Genomic DNA, 23,133 nt, shown 5'->3' with positions numbered 1-23,133 from the left:
CCGGCGGCAAACGCTGCGGGCGGATTCCCCGGGCAGGTTCGCCCGGCGCGCGACCCGAGGGCTCAAGGCCGGGCGCGGTGCCGAGGCGGACGGATGGGGACCCGGCCTGGAGCCGGGGCGGCAATCATGCCCCCCGCGCCTTCCGTGGTTCAGCCGGGTGCCCTGCCCCTGGATCCGTCTGCGCGGAGACGGGTGCGCGCATGGTCCGCCTGCCCCCAGCCGGCAATCGGACCGCCGCACAGCGTCGCCGGCCCGCCCGTGCCTGGGACCACCGCGCTTGCGCGGCCGTTCAAGGGTTACCGGGGCAGAGACCAGGCGCGCCCACCCCGGGCCCGTACCGCCTTGCTGCGCGGTGCGTGGTCCACCGAGCGAGGATTGTCGCCGCCGCATGCCAAGGGACGCAGCGCCGCGAATTCATCCTCGTCCGGGCCCCGCCATTTCGTTGCGCCGCCGGCCCCGCCGCGGCGCGGAGCACCGACGCCCATGACCAAGCGCATGCTGATCGATGCATCCCACCCTGAAGAGACAAGGGTGGTGGTGCTGGACGGCAACCGCGTCGAGGAATTCGACCTCGAGACCGCCACCCGCCGCCCCCTGAAGGGCAACATCTACCTGGCCAAGGTGGTGAGGGTCGAACCGAGCCTCCAGGCCGCCTTCGTCGAGTACGGCGGCAACCGCCACGGTTTCCTCGCCTTCGGCGAGATCCATCCCGACTACTACCAGATTCCGATCGCCGACCGGCAGCGCCTGATTGAAATGCAGGCCGAGGAAGCCCGCGCCGAGGACGAGGACGACCTGCCGCCGGAATCGGCGATGGACCGCGCCGACTGGAACGGTGAGGCCACCGAGACCTGGACCAATGGCGAGGAGGCACCAGCGGCCGCAGCCGAGGGTACCCCCGCCGAGGCCTCCGCGGTCGCCCAGCCGCTCGACATGGCTGATGACCGCATCACCGGCACACCGGATGCGGGGCTGCCGATCGAACCGCCGGCCGACGCCGCGACGGAAAGCGCCACGGAATCCGCCGCAACCGTCATCGTCGCCGCAGACGCGGTCGCGGTCGCGGTGGAGGCCGTAGCGGGCGAGATGGAAACGGACGGTGCGGCCGAGGAGATCAGCCGCGTCGAATCCCTCCCCGCCGAGGACGCGCCCCCGCCGGAGACGATCGGTGGCGAGGACCTGCCGGCCGAAGCCGATGCCGAGGAGGACCGCCGCGAGCGCCGGATCCCGCCGCGCTTCCTACGCCACTACAAGATCCAGGAAGTGATCAAGCGCCGGCAGATCATGCTGGTGCAGGTCGTCAAGGAGGAACGCGGCGGCAAGGGTGCCGCGCTGACCAGCTACATCTCGCTGGCCGGGCGCTTCTCCGTGCTGATGCCGAATTCCCCGCGTGGCGGCGGCGTCTCCCGCAAGATCACCTCGGCCGCGGACCGCAAGCGGCTGCGCGAGGTGCTGGAGGAGATGAGCCTGCCCGACGGCATGTCGCTGATCGTCCGCACGGCCGGCGCGCAGCGCCCGAAGCCGGAGATCCGGCGCGACTGCGAATACCTGCTGCGGCTATGGGACAGCATCCGCGAGCGCACGCTCGCCTCCACCGCGCCGGCGCTGATCTATGAGGAAGCGGACCTCATCAAACGGTCGATCCGCGACGTCTATGGCCGCGACATCGACGAGGTGGTGGTCGAGGGCGACGACGCCTACAGCCAGGCGCGCGAGTTCATGCGCATGCTGATGCCGGCGAATTCCGGCCGCATCCGCATGCATCGCGAGGCGGTGCCGCTGTTCGCGCGGCACAATGTCGATGCGCAGCTCGACGCGATGCACTCGCCGGTCGTGCAGCTGAAGTCCGGCGGCTACATCGTCATCAACCAGACCGAGGCGCTGGTCGCCATCGATGTGAACTCCGGCCGCGCGACGCGCGATCGGCACATCGAGGACACCGCGCTGCGCACGAACCTCGAAGCGTCGGACGAGATCGCGCGGCAGCTGCGGCTGCGCGACCTCGCCGGCCTCATCGTCATCGACTTCATCGACATGGAGTCGTCCAAGCATGACGGGATGGTCGAGCGCCGGCTGAAGGAGGCACTGAAGCACGACCGCGCGCGGATCCAGGTCGGCCGCATCAGCCATTTCGGCCTGCTGGAGATGTCGCGCCAACGGCTGCGGCCTTCCATCGCCGAACAGACCTTCGTTCCCTGCCCGCATTGCCAGGGGCGCGGCACGGTGCGGTCGGTGGACAGCAGCGCCATGCAGGTGCTGCGGGCGATCGAGGAGGAAGGGGCGAAGCGCCGCGCCGCCGAGATCTGCGTCCATGTCTGCTCCTCCGTCGCGCTGTGGCTGCTGAACCGCAAGCGCGACAAGCTCGCCGAGATCGAGGCGCGCTTCGGCATGTCGGTGCTGTTCGAGCCGGATGACGAGCTGAAGGGCCCGGCGCTGAAGATCGAGCGCCTCCGCGCGGCCGAGCCGGCCGCCATTTCCGCCGCCCCTTCCGCCCTGCGCATGGACTACGCACCCGAGCCGGTCGAGGCCGAGGAGGAAGGCGAGGAAGCCGAGGAGACCGAGGCGGCCGAGGAGGCTGAGGCCGCGCCGCACCGCGCCGAGGAGAGCGGCGAGGATGCCGATCGCCGCCGCCGCCGCCGCCGCCGCCGCCGTGGCGGTCGCCGGGAGGATGGCCGCGAGGCCGCGCCCGGCGAGGAGGCTGCATCGGAGGGCGACACCGAGGGTGAGGCCGAGGCCGAGGGTGCGGAATCTGCCGAGGCTGCCGAGGCGGCCGAGCCCGCTTCTGAGGCGAGCGCGGAGGCCGCTGCCGCCGAGGCAGATGGCGATGCGGAAGCCAAGGCTGACAGCCGCCGCCGTCGCGGGCGCCGTGGCGGCCGCCGCCGGCGCGAGGATGGCGCGACGCCGGAGCTGATCCCACCGGCGGAGGAAGGCGAGGATGCCGCGCCGGCTGCGGCACCGGCAGCGGCCCCAGCCCCGCGTGCGGCGCGCTATGCCGGCCCGACGCCCGCCGATCCCTTCGCCGGGCAGATCGACGACATTTTCGACGTGATGGAAGCGGCAGAGGCGGCCGCCGAGCGCGCGGCCTCCGCCGCGCGGGCGAGCCGTACGGCCGCCCCGGCACCGGAGGCCGCCGACGCCCCCGCCGCCGATGCGTCTGTGGCGGAAGTACCGGTCGTCATGGAAGCGGCCATCGCGGCGGAGCCAGTCGCCGAAGCGCCGATCGAAGTGCCGGTCGTCGCCGAGCCGGTCGTCGCCGAGCCGACCGCCGAGGCGCCGTTGGCGATGGCGGAAGCGGCCGCCGAGCCGGAGCCGGTCGTGGCACCAGAGCCTGCCGGTCCGGCCGAGCCAACCGTCGGTGCGCCTGTCCAGCCGGTCGTCCTCGGCGCCGGCACGGAGGCAGATCGGCCGAAGCGCCAGGGATGGTGGCGCCGCTGACGCGCTTCCGGTCGCGACGCCGTCCGGCCTGGCTGGTTGATGCCTGAGCCGGACGGCCGCCGCCCCTGACGGCGCGCGCCGGTCCACCCTGCGCCATGGCCTCCGCTCCGCGACTGCTGCTGCCCGACGTGCCCGCCATCGTCGCCGGCCTCGGCCGGGCCGTGCTGGTGACGCCGGATGGGGAGATCGAGACCCTGCCGGCGGATGCCGCGGCGGCGCGGCTGCGGGGCACCGCGCCGATGCTGGTGCACGCCCCCGCGACCGCCCGGCGCCTCGGCATTCCAGGGTTCGAGGCCGCGCACGACCTGCTCGAACTCTTCGCCTTCTGCCATCCGGCGGAGTCCTGCGCGCCGACACCGCGCGGCTTGGCCCTGGCACTCGACCTGCCGCAGCCGACCGATGACGAAGCGGCCGCCGCGCTGTTGCCGGAGATCGCGACACGGTTGCTGCGTGACCTGGCCGACGCGCGGGACCTGCCGCGCAACCGCGACGCCGCGGGCCTCGCCGCGCGCATGGGGGAAGCGGGCTGGGCCTGGGCGCCGTCGGTGCTCGCAGCCCTCGGCGACCCGGCCGCGAAGGCCAGCGCCAATGCCTACAAGGTCTGGCGCCGCCTGCCGGAATGGGAGGACACGGCGCCTGCCCCGCCCGCTGCCTCCTTCCCCGTGGAGCCCGCGGAGGCGCGGCGGCGGCTTGCGGAAATACTCGGCGCCGGCGCGGAGCAGCGGCCACAGCAGGCCGACTATGCCTCGGCCGCCGCCGGCGCCTTCGCGCCGCGCGAACACCCCGGCGCCCCTGCCCTGGTGTTGGCGGAGGCTGGTACCGGCACGGGCAAGACACTCGGCTACATCGCTCCGGCCAGCGTCTGGGCGGAGAAGAACGGCGCGCCGGTCTGGATCTCGACCTTCACCCGCAACCTGCAGCGTCAGATCGACCAGGAGACGGCGCGGCTGTTCCCCGACCCCGAGCAGCGCCGCCGCCGCGTCGTACTGCGCAAGGGGCGGGAGAACTACCTGTGCCTGCTGAACCTGGACGACCAGACCGCGGGTGGACCGCCGCCCTACTGGGCGGTGGCGCTGGGGCTCGTCGCACGCTGGGCGCTCGCGACGCGTGACGGGGATCTTGTTGGCGGCGATTTCCCCGGCTGGATCGCCGAGTTGTTCGGGTCGGCGGCCGTGCTGCCGCTCGCCGACCGGCGCGGCGAATGCATCCATTCGGCCTGCCCGCACTACAAGACCTGCTTCGTGGAGCATTCGATCCGCCGCGCGAAATCGGCGCAGATCGTCATCGCCAACCACGCGCTGGTGATGGTGCAGGCGGCGCTCGGCGGCGGGGAGGACGGCCCGCCGCTGCGCCTGGTCTTCGATGAAGGGCATCATCTGTTCGATGCGGCGGATTCCGCCTTCTCCGCCGATCTGACCGGCGCGGAGATGGCTGAGCTGCGGCGCTGGCTGCTCGGCGCCGAGGGCGGCCGGTCGCGGGCCCGCGGCCTGCGGCGCAGGTTGGAGGAACTGATCGGCGACCGGCCGGAGCTGAACGCCCAGCTCGACGCCGCGCTGATGGCGGCGCGCGCCCTGCCCCTGCCCGGCTGGCCGTCCCGCCTTCCTGGCGGCGGCAGCGCGCGGCCGGACGAGACGCCGAATGCCGGCGAGGTCTTCCTTCGTGCCGCGCGCGAGCAGGTGCTGGCCCGCACCCAGGACGCGCGCGACGCTGGCCTCTACGATTCCGAATGCGACCTGTTCCCCGTCACGGCTGACCTGCCAGACGCGGCGGAGGGCCTCGGCCGCGCGCTGCGCAGGTTGGAGGAACCGCTGGTGGTGCTGCGCGATCGCCTGGCCGCGCGGCTGGAGGACGAGGCCGAGGAGATCGAGGTCGGTGATCGCATCCGCATCGAGGCCGCCTGCCGCGCGCTCGACAACCGGGCGCTGCGGCCGCTGCGCGCCTGGGGGCAGATGCTCGCCACCATCCAGGCCGACCCGCCCGAGCCCGGGCAGCGGCCGGCTTTCGTGGATTGGCTCAGCCTGGAACGGCGCGGCGGGGCGGATACCGATGCAGGGATGCACCGCCACCATCTCGACCCCACCGAACCCTTCGCGCGCGCCGTGGCGGCACCGGCGCATGGGCTGCTGATCACCTCCGCCACGCTGCGCGACGAGGGCGAGTCCGAGGATGACGATCCCGAGGCGACCTGGCGCGAGGCCGAGGCGCGCACCGGCGCGTCCCACCTTCCCACGCCGGCGATCCGCGCGGCGATGCCGTCGCCCTTCGACTATGCGTCCCGCACGCGTTGCCTCGTCGTCACCGATGTCGCGCGGGAGAATGCCGGGCAGGTCGCCGCTGCCTTCCAGGCATTGTTCCTCGCGGCCGGCGGCGGCGGGCTCGGCCTGTTCACGGCGATCCGCCGGCTGCGGGACGTGCAGGCGCGGATCGCGGGACCGCTGGAACAGGCCGACATCCCGCTCTACGCCCAGCATGTCGACGCCATGGACAATGCCACGCTGGTCGACGTGTTCCGCGCCGAGGAACATGCCTGCCTGCTGGGCACCGATGCCATGCGCGACGGCGTCGACGTGCCGGGCCGCGCCCTGCGACTGCTGGTGTTCGACCGCGTTCCCTGGCCGCGGCCGACCATCCTGCATCGCGAACGGCGGCTGCACCTCTCAGGTGGCCGGCCGAAGGACTACGACGACCGCGTCGCCCGGCACCGGCTGCGCCAGGCCTTCGGGCGCCTGATCCGCCGCGCGGACGACAAGGGGGTCTTCGTGCTGCTCGATCGGTCGGCGCCATCCCGGCTGCTGCACGGGCTGGCGCCGGGTGTGCTGATCCGCCGGCTGGGCCTGGCCCAGGCGGTCACGGAGACGCGCAACTTCCTCGCGGAACCATAGCCCCTTCCGCCGCGGCGCTTGTGGGAGCATCTTCGGCTCCTGTTTCTGGCGGGAGGAGAAATTCCATGCCCATGACGCTCGACGATTTCGTGGCCCGCGCGCGGGCGGCCCTCAAGAGCCATCCCGGCCTGGAAGGCCGCATCATAGTCTGCGACCTGGTGAGCGAGGCGCTGAAGGACACTGCCTTCGTCACCGCCCACATCAATGACAAGACGCCTGAGCGTCAGGTTCTCTACGAGGATCCAGAACTCGGCTTCACCGTGCTGGCCCACGTCTATCACGACGCCAAGACGTCGGCGCCGCACGACCATGGACCGTCATGGGCCATCTACGGCCAGGCGGCCGGCGAGACGATCATGACCGACTGGGAATGCCTCGCCCGGCCGACGGAGAGCACACCCGGCAAGGCGAAGCGCATCAAGGACTACGCGATGAAGCCGGGCGATGCCTATCTGTACGAGCCGGGTATCCTGCACTCACCGCGCCGCGACGGGCCGACAAGGCTGCTGCGGATCGAGGGGGTGAACATGGAGCGGGTGACGCGGCTGCCGTATCAGGCAGTGGATGCGGCGGCGGCGTAGGGCGCATCGGAGAGGGGCGCCGCCCCTCTCCAAACCTCACCCCGCCAAAGGCCGAAAGGCCTTTGGAAACCTCGACCTTGGGGCTTGGCACAGCAGTTGGACCAAAGGGGCAAGCGCGGTCCGTGCAGAGCTTTGGGCGTCGTGTTCAACGCCACTTTTGGTTCCGCGAACCCGTTCGGAAGCCTGGTGTTGGCTCCTGATGATGCTTCAGCCTCTGGCCGACCGAGGCCCGCGCCAGTGGAACTGACCTATCGGATCGCCAGAGCATTCCCCGGCGAGCCGATGCCGCCCCGCAGGTTCAACGGCGCCGCGGTCATGAACGCCGTGTAGCGCCTGTTTGCCGCGCTATCCGCGGCCAGCGCCTCGAAGTCGAAGAACTCACCCAGGCACAGGCCGAGCCGCGCGATCGCGAGATGCAGCGCCGGCTTCCAGGGGAAGATCGGCCAGACCTCGACGGTCGGGTTGTCGGCGGCGACGGCAGCGACGCCGGCATCCCACAGGAAGCGCCACATCGGCTCATTGCCGTCCAGGCCGGAATAGTCGCGGGCGCCATTCTCGCCCTGGATCAGCCAATGACGCGCGGCGGCGTCCGGCGCGGCCCGGAAGGCTTCGAGCCAGCCCGTTCGCACCTGTAGAATGTCACCCGGCCGCAGCGACACACCTTGCGCGTCGAGGCAGGCGGCGACGTCCTCGGCCGTGGCGCGTTTCCCGCCCATTGGCGTCCAGTCGCGGCCGGATCGTTCGAAGTGCCGGGCGAGGTCCGCCAACACGCAGCGCCCGGCGATGCCGTGCGCCAGCGCCTTGTCGATGCCGTTGCGGCTGTCCGCCCCATGCACGATCGAGGACAGCGGCGCGTTGTTGTAGAAGCCGTGGGTCGGATCGGCGAAATGCGACAGGCCATCCCACTGCGTGCTGGCCTGCAGCCAGAAGCCATCGAGCCGGTCGTCACGGGTGACCCGACCCGGATGTTCTTCCTTGACCATTACGGGGCTTGGCGCGGCCCGGCGGCGATGGGCGCCCTCCAGCGTCAGGCCGAAGGGCTCGTCCAGCGGCAGGTTGAGGTTGAAACGGCGGCCGGTGCGGATCTCCTCCCGCGCGGCGGCCACGGTCGCCTCGGTGATGCGGTTCAGCGTGCCGACCTGGTCGTTCGCCCCCCACACGCCCCAGGACAAAGGTAGGCCGGTCGGATCGTCGGATGGACGGGGCAGATCGTCATAGCGCGGCGGTTCGGTCATGCCACGCATCCTGCTATGGCCCGGCGCCGGACGCCATGCGGCTTGACGCTGGCTCCCCCAGCCAGCACAGGTCGGCGCCACAAAGCAGAGGAGGCGCTGCCGATGACCATTCGCCGCCGCACTGGTGGCCGCCACGGCCGTATCACCAACCCCGCTCCTGCGGCGTGGCTGCAGCGGGCGCTTGCCGCAAGGTCGGCAGAGGACGGGTCCGGGCGCGGCTTCACCGGTGGGGCACAATCGCGATGAGCAGCATGTCTGCCGACCTCACCCGATTCGCCGGCACCAGCCAGATGACGACGCTGCTCCGCGCCAAGGTTATCCGCGCCGAGTTTCTGGAGGGGAGAGGATCTTGACCCGCATCGGCCTGGCGGCCGCCATCGTATCGTTGCTCGCGGCACCCCTCACGGCGCAGGAGAGCATCACGGCGGTCATCGGCCAGCCCGTGCTCGCGCTGGCGCAGCGGCCCGAAATGACCACAGTGCTGCGCTTCAACAGTGGCGGGCACCGGACAGCCGTCGCGGCCCGGGTGCGGGATCCCGGTCCGCCGGTCGCGCTCGCCGACGACCGCTACGTCTACGGCTTCGGCTGCCGGCCGCAGGGCGGGTGCCGCGAGGGCGGCGTCTTCCTCGCCTTCGACGTCCATGACGAGCGCGTTTTCATGCTGCTGACCGAGGCGGGTAGCGTCCGGCTCTCCGTCCCCCCGGACCCTCGCTCCTGGCCGGAAGGACTGCGGTCCGGCGTGGCCGAGTTCATCCCGGCCTTGGCTGAGGCCATGGGCGGCCGGTAGCGCATCCTGCGTCGGCTTGCGCCCACGCCGCATGCTCCGTTCCGCGCAAAAGGGCGGATGGTTGCCCATCCGCCCTTCGCATTCCGTTACCGACCGCTGAGGTCAGGCCTCGGTCGCGTCCTCGGCCACTTCCGGCTTCGGGCCGCTGTCCTGGCCCTTCGCCTCGACATTGCGGTCCACCAGCTCGATCACCGCCATGGTCGCGGCATCGCCGTAGCGCACGCCGGCCTTCAGCACCCGGCAATAGCCGCCCTGCCGCGTCTTGTAGCGGTCGGCGATCTCAGTGAAGAGCTTCGCGACGATCTTCTCGTCGCGGATCTGCGCCAGCGCCTGGCGGCGGGCATGCAGGCCGCCGCGCTTGCCGAGGGTGATGATGCGCTCGACGTACGGGCGCAGCTCCTTGGCCTTCGGCAAGGTGGTGGTGATCTGCTCGTGCTTCAGCAGCGAGGTCGCCATGTTGCGGAACATCGCAACGCGGTGGGACGAGGTGACGCTGAGCTTACGCCCGGCCATTCCGTGACGCATGGTGGTGTATCCTTACCCGGGCAGCCCTCAGAAGGGCTCCTCGACCTTCTTCGCGAGTTCCTCGATGTTCTCGGGCGGCCAACCGGTGACAGTCATACCGAGGCCGAGGCCCATCGAGGCGAGCACTTCCTTGATCTCGTTCAGCGACTTGCGCCCGAAATTCGGGGTGCGGAGCATCTCCTGCTCGGTCTTCTGAACCAGATCGCCGATATAGACGATGTTGTCGTTCTTCAGGCAGTTCGCGCTGCGGACCGACAGTTCCAGCTCATCGACCTTGCGCAGCAGGTTGCGGTTGAAGGGCAGGTCGTCATGGACCTCCTCCTCAACGCGCGCGCGCGGCTCGTCGAAGTTGATCAGGATCTGCAGCTGCTCCTGCAGGATGCGGGCGGCGACGCCCACGGCATCCTCGGGGGCCAGCGTGCCATCCGTCTCGACCGTCAGGATCAGCTTGTCGAAGTCCGTACGCTGGCCGACGCGGGTCGGTTCCACGCGATAGGCGACACGGCGCACCGGGGAATAGATGGCATCGATCGGGATCAGGCCGATCGGCGCGTCCTCGGGGCGGTTGTCGGCGGCGGGGACGTAGCCCTTGCCGATGTCGACCGTCAGCTCCATCGCGAGCTTCGCGCCGTCATCCAGCGTGCAGAGCACGAGTTCCGGATTCGCGATCTCGATGTCGCCGCTGGTCTGGATCTGGCCGGCGGTGACCTCGCCCGGGCCGGTCGCGGTCAGCGCCAGGCGCTTCGGGCCTTCGCCCTGCATGCGAATGGCGAGCTGCTTCACGTTCAGGACGATGTCCGTCACGTCCTCGCGCACGCCCTGGATGCTGCTGAATTCATGCAGCACGCCGTCGATGCGGATGGCGGTGACGGACGCGCCCTGCAGCGACGACAGCAGCACGCGCCGCAGCGCGTTGCCCAGCGTCATGCCGAAGCCGCGCTCCAGCGGCTCCAGCACGACGGTCGCCGTGCGCAGCGGGTCCGCCCCCATTTCGACGGACTTCTGCGTCTCGATCAGCGAACGCCAATTCCTCTCGAGCACTCTTTCTCTCCTTCGGCGACCCGGGACAGCTCAGCGGCGCGTCAAATCAGACGCGACGACGCTTCCGCGGCCGGCAGCCGTTGTGCGGGATGGGCGTCACGTCCTTGATGGCCGTGACGTAGAAGCCCACCGCCTGAAGGGCGCGCAGCGCCGATTCGCGGCCCGAGCCGGGGCCGGACACCATGATCTCGAGCGTCTCCATGCCGTGCTCGCGCGCCTTGCGGCCCGCGTCCTCGGCCGCGACCTGCGCGGCATACGGCGTGGACTTCCGGCTGCCCTTGAAGCCCTGGGAGCCGGAGGACGACCAGGCAATCGCGTTGCCCTGGGCGTCCGTGATGGTCACGATGGTGTTGTTGAAGGACGCCAGCACATGGGCGACGCCCGAGCTGATGTTCTTCCGTTCCTTGCGCTTGACGGGGCCGCGGGCACCGCCGCGGGGTTCGCGGGCCATCTTACTTCGTCACCTTCTTCTTGCCGGCGATCGCCACGGCCTTGCCCTTGCGGGTGCGGGCGTTCGTGTGGGTGCGCTGGCCGCGGACCGGAAGGCCCTTGCGGTGGCGCAGGCCACGATAGCAGCCGAGATCCATCAGCCGCTTGATATTCATCGCCTGTTCACGCCGCAGGTCGCCCTCGACGCGATAATCGCGATCGATGAGCTCGCGGATCCTCAGGACTTCGTCATCCGTGAGCTGGTTCACCCGACGTTCATCGGGGATGCCGAGCTTGCCACAGATATCCTTCGCGTTCTGCGGCCCGATGCCGAAGATGTAACGGAGCGAAATGAGCACCCGCTTATTGGTCGGGATGTTCACGCCGGCGATGCGCGCCACAGTGCCTCTCCTGGGGCCGTGCCCCGAATACCGCCGTGCGGGGCGGGGGCCCCTCCGGCGCAGTGAACAAGTCCATGCAAAGACGATCGGCGGCCGGGGATAGCCCCGCCGCGGGAGGGGGCGATCTAGCCTCGCCCACCCCCCTCGTCAAGTCTTTCCGGACAGGATCGCACCAATCTGGCTCGCGACCTCGTCCATCGAAGCCATCCCATCCACGCCGCGCAGCTTTCCCTGGGCGTCGTAATAGGGCAGCAGCGGCGCCGTCTGGCGATGATAGGCCTCAAGCCTCGCCGCCACCGTCTCCGCCTTGTCGTCCGCGCGGCGGGTGAACTCGGTCCCGCCACAGACATCGCAGACCCCCGGCTTCGCCGTGGGCTTGAAGGTATCGTGGTACCCCGCGCCGCAAGTGGCGCAGGTGAAGCGCCCGGCGATTCGTTCGACCAGGGCCCCGTCATCCACCTTCAGCTCAATCACATGGTCGAGCCGGAGCCCCTTATCGGTCAGCATCCGGTCCAGCGCGCCCGCCTGCGGCTCGGTCCGCGGGAAGCCATCCAGGATGAAGCCCTTGGCGGCATCCGGGCGGGAGACCCTGGCGGCAAGCATCGCGGTGATGACGTCGTCCGGGACGAGTTCTCCACGCTCCATGATCGCGCGGGCCTTCCGGCCGATCTCGCTGCCCGACTTCACTTCGGCGCGCAGCATGTCGCCGGTCGAGATTTGGGCAATCCCGTACTGGTCTTCAAGCCGCTTGGCCTGCGTGCCCTTCCCCGCCCCCGGCGGGCCCAGCAGGATCAGATTCATTCGCTCTTCCCCTCGCTCAGCGCGGTCGCGGCATGCCGCCGCGCCCACCCAGCCTGGCCTTCTTGATCAGGCCTTCGTACTGGTGGGCGAAGAGATGCGACTGCACCTGCGCCACCGTGTCCATGGTGACAGAGACAATGATCAGCAGGGAAGTGCCGCCGAAATAGAAGGGCACGCCGTAGTGGCTGATCAGGATCTCCGGGATGATGCAGACGATGCAGAGATAGATGGCGCCGACGACGGTCAGCCTGGTCAGCACCCGGTCGAGATAGTCCGCGGTGTTCTGCCCGGGACGGATGCCGGGGATGAAGCCGCCATACTTCTTCAGGTTGTCCGCCGTCTCGGTCGGATTGAACACGACCGCCGTGTAGAAGAAGGCGAAGAAGACGATCAGCGCCATGTACAGCGCCATATAGAGCGGCTGGCCATGCGCCAGGGCGGCGCTGATGGTCTGGAGCCAGCCCTCCTGCGTCGGATCGGTCGAGAACCCCGCCACCGTGGCCGGCAGCAGCAGCAGGGACGATGCGAAGATCACCGGGATGACGCCCGCCGTGTTCAGCTTCAGCGGCAAATGCGTGGCTTCCCCGCTGAACATGCGGTTGCCGACCTGGCGCTTGGGATACTGCACCGGAATGCGGCGCTGCGCGCGCTCGACGAAGACGACGAACGCGATGATGGCCAGTGCGGCAATCAGGAAGAAAATGATGAACACGGTCGACAGGGCGCCCGTGCGGCCGAGTTCGAGAGTGCTGATGAGCGCCGAGGGCAGGTTCGCCACGATGCCCGCGAAGATGATCAGGCTGATGCCGTTGCCCACGCCACGCGCGGTGATCTGCTCACCCAGCCACATCAGGAACATGGTTCCGCCGACCAGCGTGATGACGCATGACAGGCGGAAGAACATGCCTGGATCATAGACGGCTGCGCCGAACTGTCCGCGCATCGATTCGAGCCCGATCGCGATGCCCCAGGCCTGGAAGATCGCGATCAGCACCGTGAGGTAACGGGTGTACTGGTTGAGCTTCTTGCGCCCCGCCTCGCCTTCCTTCTTCAGCGTTTCCCACGCCGGGATGGCGGCCGTCATCAACTGCACGATGATGGAGGCGCTGATGTAGGGCATGATGTTCAGCGCGAAGACGGTCATGCGCCCCAGCGCACCACCCGTGAACATGTCGAACATGCCGAGGATCCCGCCGCCATGCTGGGCCAGGATCTCCCCCATCACCGCGGCATCGACGCCAGGGACCGGGATATAGGTGCCGATGCGATAGACGATCAGCGCGCCCAGGGTGAACCAGATGCGCTTCTTGAGCTCGGTCGCCTTCGCCAGAACCCCGAAATTGAGGTTCGACATCGCCTGCTCGGCTGCCGACGCCATGCCGCCTGTCCTCCTGGAGTCGCGCCGGCGCTGCGCCGGGACTCAAGCCAACCCGTACAAGACACTGCGGCGCACAGGTTCCCCCGCGCGCCGCAGCGAAGATCCGGACCCTGACCTAGCCAGCCGGCCGGTCAGGGACAAGGGGTCACTCGGACGCGGCGTCCGTGGCCGGGGCGGCGGGCGCCGTCACGGTCACCGAACCGCCGGCCGCTTCCACCGCCGCGATCGCGGCCGCCGAGGCGCCGGTCACCGTCAGGGTCACGGCGCGCTTGATCTCGCCCTTCGCCAGCAGGCGCACGCCCGCGAGCTTGGCCGAGGCGCGGACGACGCCGGCGCTGCGCAGCGCCGCCTCGTCGATCGGCTGGCCGGCCGGCAGACGGCCCGCTTCGATCGCCGCGTCCAGCGTACCGAGGTTCAGCACCGCATAGTCCTTGCGGAAGATGTTCACGAAGCCACGCTTCGGCACGCGCCGATAGATCGGGAGCTGACCGCCCTCGAACCCGTTCAGCGACACGCCGGTACGCGCCTTCTGACCCTTCACGCCGCGGCCGGACGTCTTGCCCTTGCCGGACCCGATGCCGCGCCCGATGCGCTTGAACTTGGCCCGCGCGCCGTCGTTGTCGCGGATTTCATTGAGCTTCATGGCTCAGTCCTCGACGCGCACCAGGTGCGCGACCTTGCGGATCATGCCACGCACGGCCGGAGTGTCCTCCAGTTCGCGCGTACGATGACGCTTGTTCAGGCCGAGACCGATCAGGGTCTCCTTCTGGCCCGGCTTGCGCCCGATCGGGGACCCGAGCTGGGTCACCTTCACGGTCTTCTTCTCGTCAGCCATTCGTGGCCTCCGTCGCCTCGGCGGCGTCCTTCTTCTGGCCGAGCATGTCGGCGACCTTCTTCCCGCGACGCGCCGCAACGGCGCGCGGGGAAGTACAGCGCGTCAGCGCCGCGAAGGTGGCCTTCACCATGTTGTGCGGGTTCGCGGAGCCGGTGCACTTCGCGACGACGTCGCCCATGCCCAGCGTCTCGAACACCGCGCGCATCGGGCCGCCGGCGATGATGCCGGTACCCGCGGGGGCAGCGCGCAGGATGACGCGGCCGGCGCCGAACTCGCCGATCACGTCGTGATGCAAGGTGCGGCCCTCGCGCATCGGCACGCGGATCATCGTGCGCTTCGCACGTTCCGTCGCCTTGCGGATCGCCTCCGGCACCTCACGCGCCTTGCCCGCGCCCCAGCCGACGCGGCCCTTCTCGTCGCCGACCACGACCAGTGCGGCGAAGGAGAAGCGACGGCCACCCTTCACCACCTTGGCGACGCGGTTGATGGTGACGAGCTTGTCCTTCAGCTCGTCGCCGTCCTGACGCTCCTGCCGGTTCTCGTTGCTGTCGCGACGACGGCCACGGCGCTCGCGCCCACCCTCGCCGCCACCTTCGCCACCGGACCTCGGTGCATATGCCATCTGTGTCAGCCTCTCAGAACGACAGCCCGCCCTCGCGGGCGCCGTCCGCGAGCGCCTTCACGCGCCCATGGTAGAGATAGGGACCACGGTCGAAGACGACTTCCGTCACCCCGGCCGCGATCGCACGTTCGGCCAGCAGCTTGCCCACCGCCGTCGCGGCGTCCTTGTCGGCGCCGGTCTTCAGCCCTTCGCGCATCGTCTTTTCGATCGTCGAGGCGGAGGCGAGCGTGCGCCCCTGCTTGTCGTCGATGACCTGCGCATAGATGTGCTTCCCCGAGCGGAACACCGACAGGCGCACACGCCCGCCGGACTTCTGCCGGAGCTGGAAGCGGAGACGGCGGCGGCGCCGCGCCTCGAGGTCGAGCTTGCTGGCCATTACTTCTTCTTACCCTCCTTCCGGAGGATCTGCTCGTTGTCGTACCTGACACCCTTGCCCTTGTAGGGCTCAGGGCCGCGATACGCGCGGATCTCGGCGGCCACCTGACCGACCTGGCGCTTGTCCGAGCCTTCCACCTTGATGGCGGTCGGACGTTCGCAGGTGATCTTGATCCCCTGGGGGATCGGATAGCGGATCTCGTGACTGTAGCCGAGGTTCAGCACCAGATCGGAACCCTGCACCGCGGCGCGGTAGCCGGTGCCGTTGATCTCCATGGCCTTCACGAAGCCGGTGGAGACGCCCGTCACCATCTGGTTGATCAGGCTGCGCGTCGTGCCCCACATGGTCCGCGCGCGGCGGTCCGTGCGGCGCGGCGACACCGCGACCTCGTTGCCCTTGATCTCGACATCCACGTCGTCCGTGAGGTCGAGCTTCAGCTCGCCGAGCTTGCCCTTGGCAGTCAGCGTGCGGCCGGCCATCGCGAGCGTGACGCCCGACGGCACCGGCACAGGATACTTCCCAACGCGAGACATTGCTGTTGCTCCCGTCAGAACACGCGGCAGAGGACTTCGCCGCCGACATTGGCGGCGCGGGCCTCATTCTCGCTCATCACGCCGCGCGGCGTGGAGAGGATCGACGTACCGAGCCCGTTGTAGAACTTCGGCAGCTCCGCGATCTTCGAATAGACGCGCCGGCCCGGCTTGGAGACGCGCATGATCTCCTTGATGGCGGGCTCGCCTTCCGAATACTTCAGCTCGATGTCGATGAAGCGGATGCCGGGACGCACTTCCTCGGTGCGCCAGGCGCGGATGTAACCCTCGCGCTTCAGCACCTCGAGCACGTTCTCGCGCAGCTTCGACGCCGGGGCCTTGCAGCGCGACTGGCGCGCCGACTGGGCATTGCGGATGCGGGTGAGCATATCACCCAGCGGATCGGACATGGACATGGCCGGTCCTTCCTTACCAGCTCGCCTTCACCACACCGGGGATCTGGCCCTTCGAGGCCAGGTCCCGCAGCTGGTTACGGCACAGCTTGAACTTGCGGTAGTTGCCGCGGGGGCGGCCGGTCACTTCACAGCGCAGACGGACGCGGTTCTTCGCGCCGTTGCGGGGAAACTGCGCGAGCTTCAAAGTCGCCTCGAAGCGCTCCTCCACCGACAGGTCGCGATCCATGATCACGGCCTTCAGGGCAGCGCGCTTCGGTGCATGAAGCTTGGAAAGCTTCTCGCGGCGCTTGTTCTTCTCGACAGACGAGGTCTTGGCCATACCGTCTAGGTCCTCCGGAACCTGCCGGGGGGCCACCCCGGCGGTTTTCCAAAAATCAGTTCTGGAAGGGAAGCTGGAAGGCCTTGAGCAGGGCCTTCGCTTCCTTGTCCGTCTTCGCCGTCGTGACGAAGACGATGTCCATGCCGCGGATCGCGTCCACCTTGTCGTAGCTGATCTCGGGGAACACGATCTGCTCCTTCAGGCCAAGGGAGAAATTCCCCCGCCCATCGAAGCCCTTGTTACCCGGAAGGCCACGGAAGTCACGCTGGCGCGGCAGGGCGATGGTCACGAGCCGGTCGAGGAACTCGTACATGCGCTGCTGGCGGAGCGTCACCTTCGTGCCGATCGCCATGCCCTCGCGGATCTTGAAGCCCGCGATGGCCTTCTTCGCCTTGGTCTTCACCGGCTTCTGGCCCGCGATCACCGTCAGCTCGGCGACAGCCGCGTCGAGCTTCTTCTGGTCGCCGGCGGCTTCGCCGACGCCCATGTTGATCACGATCTTCGAGAGCTTCGGCACTTCCATCGGGTTCTTGTACCCGAATTCCTCGACGAGAGCCTTGCGGATCACCTCATCGTAGTGCTTGCGCAGCCGGGGCTGCTCGTTCACGTCGCTCATGCGTCGAGCACCTCGCCGGAGGCCTTCGCCACCCGGACCTTCTTGCCGTCCTCGAGCACCTTAAAGCCGACCCGCGTCGGCTTGCCCGACGTCGGATCCAGCAGGGCGAGGTTGGAGAGGTCGATCGACGCCTCCTTCTCAATGATGCCGCCGGGGCGGCCCATGCCCTGCGGCTTCTGGTGCCGCTTCACCATGTTGATGCCCTGAACGAGGGCGCGGCCCTCGGTGGGTTCAACCTTGATCACCTCACCCTGCCGGCCCTTGTCCTTGCCGGTCAGGACCTGGACGCGATCGCCCTTGCGGATCTTCGCAGCCATGTCACAGCACCTCCGGCGCCAGCGAGATGATCTTCATGAACTTCTTCGCGCGCAGCTCGCGCACGACCGGTCCGAAGATGCGGGTCCCGATGGGCTCGTTCGACTTGTTGATCAGCACGGCCGCGTTGCGGTCGAAGCGGATCACCGTGCCGTCGGCGCGGCGCACCGGATAGGCGGTGCGCACGATCACCGCGCGCTCCACCGTCCCCTTCTTCACCTTGCCGCGGGGAATCGCTTCCTTCACGGAGACGACGATGATGTCGCCCACGCCGGCGGTCTTCCGCTTGGAGCCGCCCAGCACCTTGATGCACTGGACGCGGCGCGCGCCGGAATTATCCGCAACCTCGAGGTTGGATTCGACCTGGATCATGGATCAGGCCTCCGCCGCCACGGCAAGGAAGGCCGGGCGGTCGACCGAGGCGCCGTTGCGCTCGATCACGACCCAGGACTTCGACTTGCTGATCGGGCGGCACTCCTCGATCGCCACGACGTCACCTTCCTTGCACAGGTTGGCATCGTCATGCGCGGCGTACTTCTTCGAGCGCCGGATGAACTTCTTGTAGAGCGGGTGCATGACGCGACGCTCGACCAGGACCGTGATGGTCTTGTCCGTCTTGTCGCTGGTGACCCGCCCGGTGAGGACGCGCTTCGGCATTGCCGCTGGTCTCCTCTCAGGCCGTGGTGGCGGCGCTGCGCGAACGCTCGCCGATGATGGTCTTCACCCGCGCGATGTCGCGGCGGACCTGCTTGATGCGCGAAAGCGCCTCAAGCTGGCCGGTCGCGCGCTGGAAACGCAGGTTGAACTGCTCCTTGCGCAGGTCGAGCAGCATGGTGTTCAGCTCATCCGCGCTCTTCGCGCGGACATCGCCGATCTTGGTTGCAGCCATATCAGGCCTCCGCACCCAGACGGGTGACGAACTTGGTCTTGATCGGCAGCTTCGCCGCGCCGAGGGACAGCGCCTCACGCGCCGTCTCGACCGGAACGCCGTCGATCTCGAACATCACACGGCCCGGCTTCACGCGCGCCACCCAGTATTCGGGGGCGCCCTTGCCGGAACCCATGCGGACTTCCGCCGGCTTGGTCGACACCGGCACGTCCGGGAAGATGCGGATCCACACGCGGCCCTGACGCTTCATCGCACGGGTGATCGCGCGACGGGCGGCCTCGATCTGGCGCGCGGTGACGCGCTCCGGCTCGAGGGCCTTCAGGCCGAACCCGCCGAAGGACAGCGAGAAGCCGCCCTTGGCCAGGCCATGGATGCGGCCCTTATGGGCCTTGCGGAATTTGGTGCGCTTAGGCTGCAGCATTGTCCTTCACCTTCAGCGCTGCGGCGCCTGTTCCGCGGCGCGCTTGTCCTGCGCCATCGGATCATGGGCCATGATCTCGCCCTTGAAGATCCACACCTTCACACCGCAGGTGCCATAGGTGGTCTTCGCGGTCGCCGTGCCGTAGTCGATATCGGCGCGGAGGGTATGCAGGGGCACGCGGCCCTCGCGGTACCATTCCATGCGCGCGATCTCGGCCCCGCCCAGGCGACCGGAGCAGTTGATACGAATGCCGCCGGCGCCGAGGCGCATGGCGGACTGCACGGCGCGCTTCATCGCGCGACGGAAGGCCACGCGGCGCTCGAGCTGCTGCGCGATGTTCTCGGCGACCAGCGTCGCGTCGATCTCGGGCTTGCGGATCTCGACGATGTTCAGCGCCACCTCGGCACCGGCCATCTTCATGAGATCCTTGCGCAGCACCTCGATGTCCGCGCCCTTCTTGCCGATCACGACGCCCGGGCGGGCAGCGTGGATCGTCACGCGGGGCTTCTTCGCCGGACGTTCGATCACGATGCGCGAAACGCCCGCGCCCTTCAGGCGCTTCTGCAGCTTCTCGCGGAGCTTGAAGTCCTCATGGAGGAGCTTCGCGTAGTCGGCACCCGCGAACCACCGGCTGTCCCAGGTGCGATTGATGCCGAGCCGCAGCCCGATCGGATTGACTTTGTGGCCCATGTTACGCGGCCTCCTGCTCGGCGAGCTGCTGTTCCGCCACGACGATCTTGAGGTGGCTGAACCACTTCTCGACGCGCGCGGACCGGCCACGGCCGCGGGCATGGAAGCGCTTCATCACCTGCGCGCGGCCGACCTCGGCCTTCGACACGACCAGGCGGTCGACGTCGAGGCTGTGGTTGTTCTCGGCATTCGCGATCGCGGATTCGAGCGTCTTCTTCACAGTCACGGCGATGCGGCGCTTGCTGAAGGTCAGCTGCGCGACCGCATCCTGCGCCCGCTTGCCGCGGATCAGACCGGCAACGAGGTTCAGCTTCCGCGGGGAGACGCGGATGTTCCAGGTCACAGCCTGGGCCTCGCTGTCCTCGAGGGTACGGGGGTGCTTCGGCTTGCTCATCGGATCAGCCCCGCTTCGCCTTCTTGTCGGCCGCGTGACCCGTGAAGGTACGCGTCGGCGAGAACTCGCCGAACTTGTGGCCGACCATGTTCTCCGACACCTGCACCGGCAGGAACTTCCTGCCGTTGTAGACACCGAAGGTCAGGCCAACGAACTGCGGCAGGATCGTGCTCCGGCGCGACCAGATCTTGATGATCTCGTTGCGCGTGGAGGCACGGGCCGCCTCGGCCTTGTTGAGCAGGTAGCCGTCGACGAACGGCCCCTTCCAGACGCTGCGCGACATCGCGATCAGCCCTTCGTCGCGTTGCGGCGGCGGACGATGAATCCGTCGGACCGCTTGTTGTTGCGGGTCTTCGCACCCTTCGTGGGCTTGCCCCACGGGGTGACCGGATGCCGGCCACCCGAGGTACGGCCTTCACCACCGCCATGCGGGTGGTCAACCGGGTTCATCACGACGCCGCGCTGGTGCGGCTTCCTGCCGAGCCAACGGCTGCGGCCGGCCTTGCCCAGTTCCTGGTTGCTGTTGTCCGGGTTGGACACCGCACCGATCGAGGCCATGCATTCGGACCGGATCAGGCGGAGTTCACCCGACTGCAGCTTCACCTGCGCATAGCCCTGGTCCTTGCCGACCAGCTGCGCGAAGGTGCCAGCCGAACGCGCCAGCTTACCACCGGCACCGGGCTTCAGCTCGATGTTGTGGATGATCGTGCCCACCGGGATGGCGGCCATCGGCATGGCGTTGCCCGGCTTCACGTCGGCCTTCTCGGCAGCAACGACCGTGTCGCCGGCCTTCAGGCGCTGCGGCGCCAGGATGTAGGCGAGCTCGCCGTCCTGGTACTTGAGCAGCGCGATGAACGCCGTGCGGTTGGGGTCGTATTCCAGCCGCTCGACGATCGCCGGCACGCCGAACTTGGTCCGGCGCTTGAAGTCGACCAGGCGATAGGCGCGCTTGTGTCCGCCGCCACGGAAGCGGACGGTGATGCGGCCGTGCTGATTGCGCCCGCCCGAGGAATGCTTGCCCTCGGTCAGGCCCTTGACCGGCGCACCTTTCCACAGCTCGGAACGATCGATGAGGATCGTGCCGCGCAGAGAGGGCGTGACCGGATTGAAATTCTTCAACGCCATGGCTTACGCGAGCCCCGTCGTGAGGTCGATGCTCTGGCCTTCGGCCAGGCGCACCATCGCCTTCTTCCAGTCGGACCGCTGGCCGGGACGGCCGCGGAACGTCTTCGACTTGCCCTTCACCAGGATGGTGTTGACGGCAAGCACCTGCACGCCGAACAGACCCTCGACGGCAGCCTTGATCTCCGGCTTGGTCGCGTCGATCGCGACCTTGAACGTAACCTGGCCGCGCTCGTTGTTCAGCGTCGCCTTCTCCGTCACCAACGGCGACAGGATGGTCTGGTACATGCGCTCCCGGCCGATGACCGGGCGCTTCTGCTTCGGGGCGTCGCTCATGCCAGCCGCTCCTTCAGCGCCTCGACGCCGGCGCGGGTGACCGCGAGGACGTCGTGGTTGAGGATGTCATAGACATTCGCGCCGATCGTCGGCAGCACCTGCACCTTCGGCAGGTTGCGCACGACGCGGGCGAAGTTCTCGTCCGCCGCGGCGTCCACCACCAGCGCGCTGGTCCAGCCGAGCGCCTTGATCTGCTTCGCGACGGCGCCGGTCTTGGCGTCGGCGGCCAGCGCCGCGGTGTCGAGCACCACGAGCTTGCCCTCGGCCGCCTTCTGGCTGAGCGCGGAGATCAGGCCCAGGCGACGGACCTTCTTGTTCAGGCTGTAGCCGTGGTCGCGCACGACCGGGCCATGCACCACGCCGCCCTTGCGGTACTGCGGGGCGCGCAGAGAGCCCTGGCGCGCATTGCCGGTGCCCTTCTGGCGATAGGGCTTCTTCGTGGTCCCGGAGACCTCGCCCATGCCCTTCGCCTTGTGCGTGCCGGCACGGCGCTTCGCGAGCTGCCAGTGCACGACGCGCGCCATGATGTCGGCGCGCGGCGCGGCGCCGAACAGCGCCTCCGGCAGCTCGATCTCGCCGGCGGCGGCGTTGTCGAGGGTGATGACGTTGACCTGCATCGTACCAGTCCTCAGGCCACGGCCGCGGGGAACGGCGCGTCGGCGTGACGCGCGCGCTTCTCAGCGTCGCGGATCATCACGTAGCCACCCTTCGAACCGGGCACGGCGCCCTTGATCAGCAGCAGGCCCTTCTCCGCATCGACAGCGGCGACTTCCAGGTTCTGGGTGGTCACGCGCTCGACACCGAGATGGCCGGCCATCTTCTTGTTCTTGAAGGTCTTGCCCGGATCCTGGCGGTTGCCGGTCGAACCATGCGAACGATGGCTGACGGACACGCCGTGAGACGCCTCGAGACCCGCGAAGTTCCAGCGCTTCATCGCACCGGCGAAGCCCTTGCCGACCGTCACGCCGGTGACATCGACCTTCTGGCCCTTCACGAAATGCGCGGAGGTCAGCACGGCGCCGGCATCGAGCATCGCGTCGGTGCCGACGCGGAACTCGACCACCTTCTGCGGCGCCTCGACGCCGGCCTTCGCGAAGTGACCCTTGTTCGCCTTGGAGACGTTCTTGGGCTTCGCCTTGCCGATGCCGAGCTGGACGGCCTCGTAGCCGTCCTTCTCCTGGGTGCGCTGCGCCACCACGCGGACCTGGTCCACATGGAGCAGCGTCACGGGAACGGTCGAACCGTCCTCGTTGAACAGCCGGGACATGCCCAGCTTTTTCGCGATCAGGCCGGTGCGGCCCTTCTTCGCGGCCATGGCTCTATTTCCCTCTGGCCTTAGATCTTGATTTCGACGTCCACGCCCGCGGCGAGGTCGAGCTTCATCAGCGCGTCCACGGTCTGCGGGGTGGGGTCGACGATGTCGAGCAGCCGGCGATGAGTCCGGATCTCGAACTGCTCGCGCGACTTCTTGTCGACATGCGGAGAGCGATTCACGGTGAAGCGCTCGATATGCGTCGGCAGAGGGATCGGGCCCCGCACGCGCGCACCGGTCCGCTTCGCGGTGTTCACGATCTCCCGCGTGCTGCCATCCAGCACGCGGTGATCGAACGCCTTGAGGCGGATGCGGATGTTTTGGTTGTCCATGGTGTTGGGACCCGCGTTCCTGCCGTTCTTACTTCGTGATCGACGCGACGACGCCGGCGCCGACGGTGCGGCCGCCTTCGCGGATGGCGAAGCGCAGCCCCTCGTCCATCGCG

33 protein-coding genes are annotated in these 23,133 nt (G+C 68.7%); 4 read left to right on the top strand and 29 right to left on the bottom strand.

Going from position 1 to position 23,133, the window contains the following annotated elements; genetic code table 11:
* Positions 1 to 483 precede the first annotated feature (483 nt).
* The 3 genes from GXW78_RS15610 to GXW78_RS15600 all read left to right on the top strand — a co-directional run bounded on the left by GXW78_RS15610 (position 484) and on the right by GXW78_RS15600 (position 6,898).
* A complete protein-coding gene (locus GXW78_RS15610) occupies positions 484 to 3,435 on the top strand; it encodes an Rne/Rng family ribonuclease (protein WP_211869764.1) in 2,952 nt (983 codons plus the stop codon).
* Positions 3,436 to 3,530: 95 nt separating this feature from the next.
* Positions 3,531 to 6,317 carry an ATP-dependent DNA helicase gene (locus tag GXW78_RS15605; RefSeq protein ID WP_211869763.1) on the top strand — a complete coding sequence of 929 codons (2,787 nt, stop codon included), beginning with the start codon at positions 3,531 to 3,533 and terminating at the stop codon, positions 6,315 to 6,317.
* Between the two features lie 65 nt (positions 6,318 to 6,382).
* A complete protein-coding gene (locus tag GXW78_RS15600) occupies positions 6,383 to 6,898 on the top strand; it encodes a cupin domain-containing protein (protein ID WP_211869762.1) in 516 nt (171 codons plus the stop codon).
* Positions 6,899 to 7,146: 248 nt separating this feature from the next.
* On the opposite strand, the gene GXW78_RS15595 is transcribed toward GXW78_RS15600, so the two are convergent.
* Entirely contained in the window at positions 7,147 to 8,133 is a 987-nt protein-coding gene (locus GXW78_RS15595; protein ID WP_211869761.1) for a cyclase family protein, read from the bottom strand.
* Positions 8,134 to 8,482: 349 nt separating this feature from the next.
* On the opposite strand from GXW78_RS15595, the gene GXW78_RS15590 reads away from it, so the two are divergent.
* On the top strand, positions 8,483 to 8,920 hold the full coding sequence (locus GXW78_RS15590) for a hypothetical protein (protein WP_211869760.1): 438 nt from the start codon (positions 8,483 to 8,485) through the stop codon (positions 8,918 to 8,920).
* A gap of 102 nt (positions 8,921 to 9,022) precedes the next feature.
* Here the strand turns inward: GXW78_RS15590 and rplQ are convergent, their stop codons facing one another.
* From rplQ to GXW78_RS15450, 28 genes are all read right to left on the bottom strand, one after another.
* On the bottom strand, positions 9,023 to 9,445 hold the full coding sequence (gene rplQ, locus GXW78_RS15585) for a 50S ribosomal protein L17 (protein ID WP_211869759.1): 423 nt from the start codon (positions 9,443 to 9,445) through the stop codon (positions 9,023 to 9,025).
* A 27-nt stretch (positions 9,446 to 9,472) separates the two neighbouring features.
* The gene (locus GXW78_RS15580) at positions 9,473 to 10,486 is read right to left on the bottom strand and encodes a DNA-directed RNA polymerase subunit alpha (protein WP_211869758.1); all 1,014 of its coding nucleotides are present in this window, start codon (positions 10,484 to 10,486) and stop codon (positions 9,473 to 9,475) included.
* Positions 10,487 to 10,532: 46 nt separating this feature from the next.
* Positions 10,533 to 10,937, bottom strand: coding sequence for a 30S ribosomal protein S11 (rpsK, locus tag GXW78_RS15575; RefSeq protein WP_211869757.1), 405 nt, complete (start codon positions 10,935 to 10,937; stop codon positions 10,533 to 10,535).
* A gap of 1 nt (position 10,938) precedes the next feature.
* Positions 10,939 to 11,316, bottom strand: a complete 378-nt coding sequence (rpsM, locus tag GXW78_RS15570) for a 30S ribosomal protein S13 (protein WP_211869756.1) — start codon at positions 11,314 to 11,316, stop codon at positions 10,939 to 10,941.
* A gap of 147 nt (positions 11,317 to 11,463) precedes the next feature.
* Complete coding sequence (locus GXW78_RS15565) at positions 11,464 to 12,117, bottom strand: adenylate kinase (RefSeq protein ID WP_211869880.1); 654 nt, start codon at positions 12,115 to 12,117, stop codon at positions 11,464 to 11,466.
* Positions 12,118 to 12,133: 16 nt separating this feature from the next.
* Positions 12,134 to 13,495 (bottom strand): preprotein translocase subunit SecY, encoded by a 1,362-nt coding sequence (gene secY, locus GXW78_RS15560; protein WP_211869755.1) that lies wholly within the window; start codon positions 13,493 to 13,495, stop codon positions 12,134 to 12,136.
* Between the two features lie 145 nt (positions 13,496 to 13,640).
* Positions 13,641 to 14,138, bottom strand: coding sequence for a 50S ribosomal protein L15 (rplO, locus tag GXW78_RS15555; protein ID WP_211869754.1), 498 nt, complete (start codon positions 14,136 to 14,138; stop codon positions 13,641 to 13,643).
* Positions 14,139 to 14,141: 3 nt separating this feature from the next.
* Positions 14,142 to 14,330, bottom strand: a complete 189-nt coding sequence (gene rpmD / locus GXW78_RS15550) for a 50S ribosomal protein L30 (protein WP_211869753.1) — start codon at positions 14,328 to 14,330, stop codon at positions 14,142 to 14,144.
* The gene (rpsE, locus tag GXW78_RS15545; RefSeq protein ID WP_211869752.1) at positions 14,323 to 14,952 is read right to left on the bottom strand and encodes a 30S ribosomal protein S5; all 630 of its coding nucleotides are present in this window, start codon (positions 14,950 to 14,952) and stop codon (positions 14,323 to 14,325) included. The genes rpmD and rpsE overlap by 8 nt, the downstream gene beginning before the upstream one ends.
* Before the next feature lie 13 nt (positions 14,953 to 14,965).
* A complete protein-coding gene (gene rplR, locus GXW78_RS15540) occupies positions 14,966 to 15,328 on the bottom strand; it encodes a 50S ribosomal protein L18 (protein WP_211869751.1) in 363 nt (120 codons plus the stop codon).
* Entirely contained in the window at positions 15,328 to 15,861 is a 534-nt protein-coding gene (gene rplF / locus GXW78_RS15535) for a 50S ribosomal protein L6 (RefSeq protein WP_211869750.1), read from the bottom strand. The genes rplR and rplF overlap by 1 nt, the downstream gene beginning before the upstream one ends.
* Positions 15,862 to 15,875: 14 nt before the next feature.
* Complete coding sequence (rpsH, locus tag GXW78_RS15530) at positions 15,876 to 16,274, bottom strand: 30S ribosomal protein S8 (RefSeq protein WP_211869749.1); 399 nt, start codon at positions 16,272 to 16,274, stop codon at positions 15,876 to 15,878.
* 13 nt (positions 16,275 to 16,287) lie between these two features.
* Positions 16,288 to 16,593, bottom strand: a complete 306-nt coding sequence (rpsN, locus tag GXW78_RS15525; RefSeq protein WP_211869748.1) for a 30S ribosomal protein S14 — start codon at positions 16,591 to 16,593, stop codon at positions 16,288 to 16,290.
* 55 nt (positions 16,594 to 16,648) lie between these two features.
* Positions 16,649 to 17,209, bottom strand: coding sequence for a 50S ribosomal protein L5 (gene rplE, locus GXW78_RS15520; RefSeq protein WP_211869747.1), 561 nt, complete (start codon positions 17,207 to 17,209; stop codon positions 16,649 to 16,651).
* Entirely contained in the window at positions 17,206 to 17,526 is a 321-nt protein-coding gene (gene rplX / locus GXW78_RS15515) for a 50S ribosomal protein L24 (protein WP_211869746.1), read from the bottom strand. Before rplX ends, rplE begins: the two co-directional genes overlap by 4 nt.
* A 1-nt stretch (position 17,527) precedes the next feature.
* Complete coding sequence (rplN, locus tag GXW78_RS15510; protein WP_211869745.1) at positions 17,528 to 17,896, bottom strand: 50S ribosomal protein L14; 369 nt, start codon at positions 17,894 to 17,896, stop codon at positions 17,528 to 17,530.
* 3 nt (positions 17,897 to 17,899) lie between these two features.
* Complete coding sequence (gene rpsQ / locus GXW78_RS15505) at positions 17,900 to 18,181, bottom strand: 30S ribosomal protein S17 (protein ID WP_211869744.1); 282 nt, start codon at positions 18,179 to 18,181, stop codon at positions 17,900 to 17,902.
* A 16-nt stretch (positions 18,182 to 18,197) separates the two neighbouring features.
* Entirely contained in the window at positions 18,198 to 18,413 is a 216-nt protein-coding gene (gene rpmC / locus GXW78_RS15500) for a 50S ribosomal protein L29 (RefSeq protein ID WP_211869743.1), read from the bottom strand.
* A gap of 1 nt (position 18,414) precedes the next feature.
* Entirely contained in the window at positions 18,415 to 18,834 is a 420-nt protein-coding gene (rplP, locus tag GXW78_RS15495) for a 50S ribosomal protein L16 (RefSeq protein ID WP_211869742.1), read from the bottom strand.
* A 12-nt stretch (positions 18,835 to 18,846) separates the two neighbouring features.
* Positions 18,847 to 19,524, bottom strand: coding sequence for a 30S ribosomal protein S3 (gene rpsC, locus GXW78_RS15490; protein ID WP_211869741.1), 678 nt, complete (start codon positions 19,522 to 19,524; stop codon positions 18,847 to 18,849).
* Position 19,525: 1 nt separating this feature from the next.
* Positions 19,526 to 19,918: a 50S ribosomal protein L22 gene (rplV, locus tag GXW78_RS15485; RefSeq protein ID WP_211869740.1), complete on the bottom strand. Its 393-nt coding sequence runs from the start codon at positions 19,916 to 19,918 to the stop codon at positions 19,526 to 19,528.
* Positions 19,919 to 19,922: 4 nt separating this feature from the next.
* The gene (gene rpsS, locus GXW78_RS15480; protein ID WP_211869739.1) at positions 19,923 to 20,201 is read right to left on the bottom strand and encodes a 30S ribosomal protein S19; all 279 of its coding nucleotides are present in this window, start codon (positions 20,199 to 20,201) and stop codon (positions 19,923 to 19,925) included.
* Between the two features lie 5 nt (positions 20,202 to 20,206).
* On the bottom strand, positions 20,207 to 21,043 hold the full coding sequence (gene rplB / locus GXW78_RS15475; protein WP_211869738.1) for a 50S ribosomal protein L2: 837 nt from the start codon (positions 21,041 to 21,043) through the stop codon (positions 20,207 to 20,209).
* 3 nt (positions 21,044 to 21,046) lie between these two features.
* Entirely contained in the window at positions 21,047 to 21,343 is a 297-nt protein-coding gene (locus tag GXW78_RS15470; RefSeq protein ID WP_456307086.1) for a 50S ribosomal protein L23, read from the bottom strand.
* Between the two features lie 29 nt (positions 21,344 to 21,372).
* Positions 21,373 to 21,993, bottom strand: a complete 621-nt coding sequence (gene rplD, locus GXW78_RS15465; protein WP_211869736.1) for a 50S ribosomal protein L4 — start codon at positions 21,991 to 21,993, stop codon at positions 21,373 to 21,375.
* 11 nt (positions 21,994 to 22,004) lie between these two features.
* The gene (gene rplC / locus GXW78_RS15460) at positions 22,005 to 22,691 is read right to left on the bottom strand and encodes a 50S ribosomal protein L3 (protein ID WP_211869735.1); all 687 of its coding nucleotides are present in this window, start codon (positions 22,689 to 22,691) and stop codon (positions 22,005 to 22,007) included.
* A 20-nt stretch (positions 22,692 to 22,711) separates the two neighbouring features.
* Complete coding sequence (rpsJ, locus tag GXW78_RS15455; RefSeq protein WP_137127378.1) at positions 22,712 to 23,020, bottom strand: 30S ribosomal protein S10; 309 nt, start codon at positions 23,018 to 23,020, stop codon at positions 22,712 to 22,714.
* 28 nt (positions 23,021 to 23,048) lie between these two features.
* Positions 23,049 to 23,133 (bottom strand): EF-Tu C-terminal domain-related protein (locus GXW78_RS15450; protein WP_211869026.1); only part of this gene is annotated, 85 nt, incomplete at its 5' end.

Source organism: Neoroseomonas terrae (assembly GCF_018129025.1).
Classification (GTDB): domain Bacteria; phylum Pseudomonadota; class Alphaproteobacteria; order Acetobacterales; family Acetobacteraceae; genus Neoroseomonas; species Neoroseomonas terrae.
Note: the sequence above shows the minus strand (reverse complement) of the source record. Positions and strands in the feature narration are given on the sequence as shown.